The following is an 8046-nucleotide window of genomic DNA, read 5'->3' as shown; positions in this document are numbered from 1 at the left end:
CATCCCCAACCCTCGCGGGTGCGGGTTTGATCGAAACCATCAACAACCTCTCTGGTAGCGACATTCTGGCTGCTAATTTACCAGACTCACCCACAGCGCCAACACCCACAGCGCCAACACCCACGACGCCAACACCCACAGCACCAACACCCACGGCGCCCACACCCACGGCGCCCACACCCACGGCGCCGACACCCACAGCGCCCACACCGGTTGCACTCCCACCGCTGCCACCCACGGCGCCCACACCGGTTACAACGCCCACACCGGCTACAACACCTACACCCGTTTTCACTCCGGCACCGACTCAGACGATCGCACTTCCGATCGCACTCACACTCACAAACGCACCCGCACCGACAGGTTCAGCGTCAGGGAATATCGGCAGTAACAGCAATGACGTGATCGTTGCGATCGACGCTAACAGTCCCGTCTACGGCAACAAAGGCAACGACACCTTAATCGGCAATAGCGAAAACAACACATTCTTCGGAGGCAAAGGAGACGATGCCTTATTTGGCGACGACGGCAACGATCTCCTATTTGGCAACGACGGCAATGACACCGTGATTGGAGGCGACGGTAACGATATCCAGTTAGGAGGAAAAGGTGAGGACGTTTTGTATGGCGGCGGCGGTAACGATGCCATCAGCGGCGATCTAGGCAACAATACTTTAGCCGGCGACGCTGGAAACGACTCCCTGTACGGCGGTAAAGATAATGATGCTTTGCTGGGCGGTACTGGCAACGATTTCCTCTACGGCAAAGAAGGCAACGACATTCTCAGCGGCGTTGACGGCACTGCTGCTAATCCAGGGCGCGGCGAAATCGATACCCTGATTGGCGCTGAAGGCAATGATACTTTCTTGCTGGGAGATGCCACCAAGTTCTATTACAACGATGGCAACGATACCGGCACTGGCGCAGGCGACTACGCTTTGATTGTCGGTTTCAACCCGACTGAAGATATCCTCCAACTTCAAGGTGCTCCTAGCACTTACGTGTTAGGTGCTTCACCCGAAGGATTGCCTGCTGGAACCGCTATCTTTAAGAAGACGAATGGCGCGGATGAATTGATTGCGATCGTCCAATCAGTTTCTTTCCTGGCTATTGACAGCACCTCTTTGCGCTTCGTCTAATGGCAAAGTTCGATCGCCCTGGATCTATTGGCGGTTGAAAATCCACCCCCTCGATCTATCGGCGGTTGAAACCGCTTTTTGTCAAACGAAGTCCCTCTCTAAGAGACTAATAGAAGAGATTGACGGGGTAAGCCAGATTAAGTCCTGCCTTTGGTGCAGGACTTTTTTGTCGGGTGGAGGGGCGATCGGCGATCGCCGAAAATTGATTGTCAAAATGCTATACTCAAAATCCGAAAATAGTTGTACAATGTTTTTCTAGTCGTTTTTTACCGCTGCGCCTCCAAAGTCAAAGAAGGTGAAAGCAGGTAAAAAACACTAAGCGCGGGCGTAATTCAGTGGTAGAATGTCAGCTTCCCATGCTGAACGTCGTGGGTTCGAGTCCCACCGTCCGCTTGCGAAAAAACTATTTAAAACTCTTGAGGAATCAAGGGTTTTGGCGTTTCTAGGGCTGGGTCTCTGTGGTTGCACAAGATGTTTTTGGAGACAAACACAGGGTTTTTGAGGGCTGTTTGGAGACAATTTGGAGACACTTTGGAGAGTATTCGGAGTGTCTCTAAATATGAGTTTGGTTAAGCGCCTAGCTCGGCCAATACGTCCAGCACAGTTTCCATATCCGCCAAATCAACCCTCGACTTTTTGCCTTGTGCTTTCAACCCACATTCCGCACCTCTACTAGACGTATGGGTCATGGTAAAATTTCCACAGTGACAGGACAACGTTAGCAATTGGGAGAGAATTTGGAGAGAATTTGGAGACCACACGGGATACAAAAATCTGATCGGAGGATGTAACCCTTTGCCAGTATCGGGTTCCATGAGTGATGCTTACCTCTTCCGCTGAACCTCATGGGTTCGAGTCCCACCGTCCCCTTTGACTGAATTTTCATATAATTTAATTATGAAAATTAATTAGTGCTATCCCTTCAATCTATGGCTTATTTCTTAACCGCTGCTTTATATAAGTTCGTTGAACTACCTGATTTTGCTGAGCTGAAAGCACCGCTACTCGATTGTTGCAACAACAACAACGTTAAAGGCACTATCTTACTGGCCCAAGAAGGCATTAATGGCACTATTGCCGGCTCATCCGAGGGCGTACACGCAGTGCTGGAATTCTTGCGTAGTGACCCGCGTTTTGCGGATTTGGTACACAAGGAATCTTTCTCGGAAAAAGCACCTTTTTACCGTCTGAAAATACGCTTGAAGCGCGAAATAGTCACGATGGGAGTACCGGACATTAATCCCCGCCTCATGGCTGGCAAATATGTTAAGCCTGATGAGTGGAATAAGCTGCTTGACGATCCCGATGTTGTGGTGGTTGATGTGCGTAACGACTTCGAGGTATCTATGGGTACTTTTGAAGGCGCTATTAATCCCAAAACAAAAAGCTTTTCTGAGTTACCTGAATGGGTGTTGCGGGAAACTGCTTTACGCAATAAACCCAAGGTGGCAATGTTTTGCACGGGTGGTATTCGCTGCGAGAAATCTACTGCTTTTTTGCGTAGTCAAGGTTTTGAGGAAGTCTATCATCTCGAAGGCGGAATTTTAAAATATTTGGAAACGGTGCCGGAAGCAGAAAGTCGTTGGGAAGGTGAATGTTTTGTCTTTGATGAACGGGTTTCTGTTGGTCAGGACTTAAAGCCGGGTAATTATGAACTTTGTCGCGGTTGTCGTCACCCGATTAGTCAGGAAGATAAGGCTTCTGAATTATTTGTGCTTGGTGTGAGTTGTCCTCATTGTCATGACTCAAAAACTGAAACCAAAAAACAAGCCTTATCTGAACGTCAACGTCAGATTGAGCTTGCTAAGCGTCGCAACCAAGTACATATAGGCGCGCGCTACGATGCGAAGGAAAAAGTAGATGAGGCCTGCGACTAATAGTATTATTCACTAAGCTCAAAGAAACCCGGTTTCTACGAAAAATCTTGTTTGACGACGAGAAATATCGAAAGAAACCGGGTTTCTGACCCGACAAACCCGATCGCGCGATCGACTAAACATATAATATGTCAGCAACATACCCGATTTTGTATTCGTTTCGCCGCTGTCCCTATGCTATGCGCGCGCGCTTGGCCTTGATGGTTAGCAATCGGGTGTGTGAGTTGCGGGAAGTTGTTTTGCGAGACAAACCACCAGAGATGTTGGAAATATCTCCCAAAGGTACAGTACCAATATTGATTGATATTGACGGGCGTGTACTCGATCAAAGTATCGATATCATGTTGTGGGCATTGAGACAACATGATCCTGAAAAATGGTTGATGCCACAGCAAGGTTCGGTTACAGAAATGCTGGAACTAATCGCTCTATTTGATGATAGATTTAAATATCATCTTGACCGTTATAAGTACCCCGATCGTTATCCCGGTGTTGATGCCCAAGTACATCGTTATGAAGGTTCTTTATTCCTGGAAAAACTTAACTTACAGTTAAGCGCGACTAAATATTTATTTGGTAACAATGTAGCATTGGCTGATATGGCGATCGCACCTTTTGTTCGTCAATTCGCTCATACAGATCAAACTTGGTTCAACGAACAGCCTTGGCCGCCGCTACAAGCTTGGTTAGCAGGGTTCACAGACTCGGAAATTTATAGCAGTGTGATGCAGAAATATCCGAAATGGGAATCTGGTAATCTAGGCGTTATTTTTCCTTGAGCGTAAGTAGGTATTCTTATTCGCTGCTAGCATATTTATTGAATACCAAAATGTTAGTTATCATGCTAAAATTATTGTTTTCCGAATAGCAGATTGACTTTCATTTGACTAAAAAAGTGAAGCAGGCGAAAATCGCATCTTGCTAAATTTTTTAAGGTGAAAGGATTTACTGTATTCTAGTAAGTATTGTCAGGCTAAAACTATGATTGATGTTGGTTCGTTAGTTCGATCGCCCAGAAACGATTTGGGAGTCGGAAAAGTTGTCGAGGTATCGCGTACCGAGGCGGTAGTTGAATATTTTTGCTCAGTTAAAAAGCGCATCCGCAAAACTGTGCCATTAAGTCTACTGCAAGAAGCTAGACTTCAGCGCCAAACCCGCTGCTACCTCTGGAGTACCACTCAGGAAAGATGGATAATTGGGCGAGTTTATGACTGGGATGAAGATAAATTAGAGTACGAAATTGACCTGCCCGACAGCCAAAGTTTGCAAGCTGTTGAAACCGAACTTTACGTTCGCTGCAATATCCCGATCGCCGATCCGATCGACATTTTAGCAGTCAAAGGCCAAGAAACGCCCTATTTTCACGATCGCCGATTGGCATTTGTTCAATCTGCGATCGAACAGCGGGCCGTCAGCCGCGGCATGACCGGTTTAATTTCTGCTAACATAGACCTCTACCCGCACCAAGTTGAAGTCGTGCGGCGCGTCCTAGAAGACCCAATCGTGCGCTATTTATTGGCAGACGAACCAGGACTGGGAAAAACAGTAGAAGCCGGCACAATTCTCCGCCAATTCCTGCTAGATGAACCCAACGGACGCGCTGTGGTACTGGTTCCGAAATACTTGCTCGAACAGTGGCGGCAGGAGTTGGAAAATAAATTCTATTTGTCTCATTTTGCTGACCGAGTGCAGCTTGCTGCTGTTAGCGACATCAATCAAATTAGCCGCAACGCTAACCTAGATTTTCTGATTGTGGATGAAGCGCATGATGTGGCGGCAATGGCAAATTCGAGCGATCGCACTCAGCAGCAGTCCTTTGAACTCTGTCAGAAACTAGCTCAGAAAAGCAAAAATGTATTGTTATTATCTGCAACGCCAGTTCTTGGCCACGAGCAAGATTTTCTAACGATGCTGCACTTGCTAGATCCCACAACTTACCGTCTTGATGACCTGGAAAGCTTCAAAGAACAGGTGCAAAACCGTCAAGAAATCGGTCGCGCTTTGCTAGATTTTCGAGAAAATGCCAAGCCTGCTGTTTTGCAAGCAAAACTCGCTCAACTTCGCACTATTTTTGCCAAAGATGATTATTTAATCGGATTAGCAACAGAGTTAGAAAGTTGTTTGAAAACTAAAGAAACAGCAGAACAGGCGGGGATTGTCCAAACTATTCGCACTCACGTTAGAGATACCTACCGCCTGCACCGTCGCATCCTTCGCAACCGCCGGGATGCGGTTGAAGATGTGATTTTCGAGCGAGAGGCTGTCCCCAAAACTGAGTATGATCTGAATGATGAACAGTGGTCGGAAATTCAAACCGTACTCGATAAATGGCGGACAGTCGCTCCCAAGTCGAGCGAATATCAGAGAATTTTTCTGCTGTTTTTCCGCGCTTCTGGTACTTGGCTGAATGTTTTAGAACGGGTTGTCAAAGCTCGCTTGCAGAAAAAATCGACTCCAGAACTCGATCGCGAATTTGGACAAAATGACACGGCAATTTTGACCAAAACGGCGCTGTTTCCCGAAGAAAGGGAAATGCTGGAAACCTTGCTCAATACCCTGGAAAAGCCCCAGGAAGGACTCGATCGACTGAGTTTGTTACGAATCGCCATTCTCCGATTTCTGGCAGTTGCTTTGAAGGTTCCGCGCGAGTATCACAGCAAACCTCGCGATTTGCTGTCGAGAATTCAACAGCAAATTAAACGGCCGATTCCAGGCGAACGTTTCCCGAAAATTGTGATTTTTACCAGTTTTACTGCAACTTGTAAAGAGATTGCGGAAAATTTAGCTAAAATCTTTGGTAAAAATGCGATCGCCAGCCATGACACGACAAAATCGGCTGATGATGTTGAGGCTAGTCTCAAGCGGTTTAAGACTGAACCCCATTGTTTTATCTTAGTGTGCGATCGATCGGCGGAAGTAGGGGTAAATCTGCAATTGACAGATTGGTTAGTTCACTTCGATTTGCCGTGGTTTCCCCATCAGTTAGAACAAAGACTCGGCAGAGTCGATCGCATTGGTAGCAAAATGGGAGTGCAATTTTGTTTGTTTGCAGGCCCGGATATGCCGGAGAGTCCCCACGAAGCTTGGTTTCAAGTTTTAAAAGATGGGTTTGATATCTTCAACAAATCTATTGCCAGCCTTCAGTTTTATGCTGAGGAAAAACTTCTCAAACTTGAAGAAAAGTTGTTTGCTGAGGGAGGCAAGGGCTTATCCAGCGAAATTGAAGCGATTAAAACTGAAATCGAACAAGAGAAAATCAAAATTGATGAACAGTACGTTCTCGATGAAATTGATACTCTTGATGACAGCGCATCTCAGTATTTTGAATCTCTCGACAACTGCGATGCTAAGCATAAAGAAATGCAGCGGGCGACTGAAGGTTGGTTGTGTCAAGCTCTTCACTTCAAACAAATCGAACATCCGAGTGTATCGGGGTTGATGCGCTATAAACCTACTCAAAAAACGTTAATTCCCTCGAAGGATTTGATGACCAGATTGGTTCCTTATTGCCAGCAATATGGTAGTTACAATCGCCGTATTGCTCATCAGAATGCGGATGTCGCTCTTTACCGCATTGGTGAGGGATTGATCGATGCAATTAGCTCTTATATTCGCTGGGACGATCGCGGTCAAGCTTTTGCCATGTGGCGGCATGATGAAAGTTGGGATGCGGAGCCTGGGAAGGAGTGGTTTGGCTTTCAGTTTAATTATTCAATCCAGACTGATGTGCAGCCTGCTCAGCAAATTTTGCAAGCACAAAACATCGAAAATTACAACTTGAAAGCTTTGCAGCGCCGCGCTGATGCTCTGTTTCTCCCAATTTTTGAAACTGTGTTTGTAGATGCTCGCAGCGAGCCAATGTCTCTGGTGGAAGATGCGGCACTTCTGGCGATTTTGCAGCGGGATTATAAGGGGAAAGGCGGGCCGAATCGGGATTATAATTTGTCGAAAAATCGCACGTCGCTGATTGACAGTTTTGTCGATCCGCTAGAATGGGATGATTTTTGTCAAAAGGGACGGGTGGTATCGGAGGAATTGCTGCGCGGGCGATCGCCTTTTGTGGAAATGTGCAATAGTTTCGCTGTCACTGCTGCTATCCAACTCGAAAACCGGGTGAATCAATTGCAGTTGCGATTGAATCGACTGTCTAAATCCGAACAACTTTTAGAATCGGTTTTAGCTGATGAAATCAATACCGAAAGTTTGTTGAGTCAAGCGGTTTTAGCTGGGATTCGCCGCCCGCACATGACTCTTGAGTCTGTGGGATTCATTGTGATTTCTGGGCGTCCTCCTGTAAAGGAGTAGTCAAAGTACCAAAAACTAATAGTTTCAGCCGTTCTCGCTCTAGATTCTAGACTTTTTCTAGTTAGGTAACATATTTGCGTCGTTTCAGGCGTTGAGCTAGCTTATTTTAAAGAGAATATTCTCTAGACAAATTCTAGACAGCGACAGGGTAGCAGAGATTAACCCGCTTGCACCCGCAGGCAAAAAAAAAGGCTCTCGCTGTCCCTAAATAGCGTTAGCTAGTGAGAGAGACAACAAAAATCCTAAAAACCTGAACCAAATTTAACTTATTTTCTAGACTTTTTCTGAAAAGTCCCCTCGCCGGAAGGGTATATCGCGGCATTAAATCACTAGCCAAGCACTAGAGATAGCGGTTATTCCTGTGAGTAAGGTGAATAACCGCTATCTCTAGTGTACCATCAATTTCTCAAACTGTTGCCGCTACTCTTCAAAATGCAATCCCTGATAGGGTTTTAAATTGACTGAACTTTTGGGGTTAATTTTCGTACTTTCGAGTGTATCTTTGCCTGTATTTTCTGGCGTAGCCGCCAACTGTAGGCGGCTACTCGTAAAAATGCCAACTCAAACTCAAACTCAAACTAGCAGGTCAAAGACGTTATTCGAGTTTTTGAACTTTCCGGCACCAACGGCCGATTGAAGTTTGGCTACCTTCTTTTTCAGTATCGTGATTTGAAGTTCGGCGGCATCGAGCCGACTTTCTATCGTCTCCGCGCCATCGGCACTAA

Annotated in this window: 4 protein-coding genes and 1 tRNA gene; all 5 read left to right on the top strand. The window is 46.2% G+C overall.

Going from position 1 to position 8046, the window contains the following annotated elements; translation table 11 throughout:
• A partial coding sequence (locus QUB10_RS25190) for a calcium-binding protein (RefSeq protein WP_333205946.1) occupies window positions 1–1139 on the top strand: 1139 nt, incomplete at its 5' end.
• Window positions 1140–1460: 321 nt separating this feature from the next.
• A tRNA-Gly gene (locus QUB10_RS25185) sits at window positions 1461–1532 on the top strand.
• A 536-nt stretch (window positions 1533–2068) separates the two neighbouring features.
• Window positions 2069–3016, top strand: coding sequence for an oxygen-dependent tRNA uridine(34) hydroxylase TrhO (gene trhO, locus QUB10_RS25180; RefSeq protein ID WP_333205945.1), 948 nt, complete (start codon window positions 2069–2071; stop codon window positions 3014–3016).
• A 128-nt stretch (window positions 3017–3144) separates the two neighbouring features.
• Window positions 3145–3795: a glutathione S-transferase gene (locus QUB10_RS25175; RefSeq protein WP_333205944.1), complete on the top strand. Its 651-nt coding sequence runs from the start codon at window positions 3145–3147 to the stop codon at window positions 3793–3795.
• 202 nt (window positions 3796–3997) lie between these two features.
• Window positions 3998–7321, top strand: a complete 3324-nt coding sequence (dpdE, locus tag QUB10_RS25170; RefSeq protein ID WP_333205943.1) for a protein DpdE — start codon at window positions 3998–4000, stop codon at window positions 7319–7321.
• The last annotated feature ends 725 nt before the right edge of the window (window positions 7322–8046 follow it).

The organism is Microcoleus sp. B5-D4, assembly GCF_036705145.1.
In the GTDB taxonomy this organism is placed as follows: Bacteria; Cyanobacteriota; Cyanobacteriia; order Cyanobacteriales; family Microcoleaceae; genus Microcoleus.
This window is presented reverse-complemented; position numbering and strand designations above follow the sequence as displayed.

What these genes read in the sequence shown, in the direction of transcription:
- trhO (WP_333205945.1), top strand. Translation starts at nt 2,069, where the DNA reads ATGGCTTATTTCTTAACCGCTGCTTTATATAAGTTCGTTGAACTACCT.
- QUB10_RS25175 (WP_333205944.1), top strand. Translation starts at nt 3,145, where the DNA reads ATGTCAGCAACATACCCGATTTTGTATTCGTTTCGCCGCTGTCCCTAT.
- dpdE (WP_333205943.1), top strand. Translation starts at nt 3,998, where the DNA reads ATGATTGATGTTGGTTCGTTAGTTCGATCGCCCAGAAACGATTTGGGA.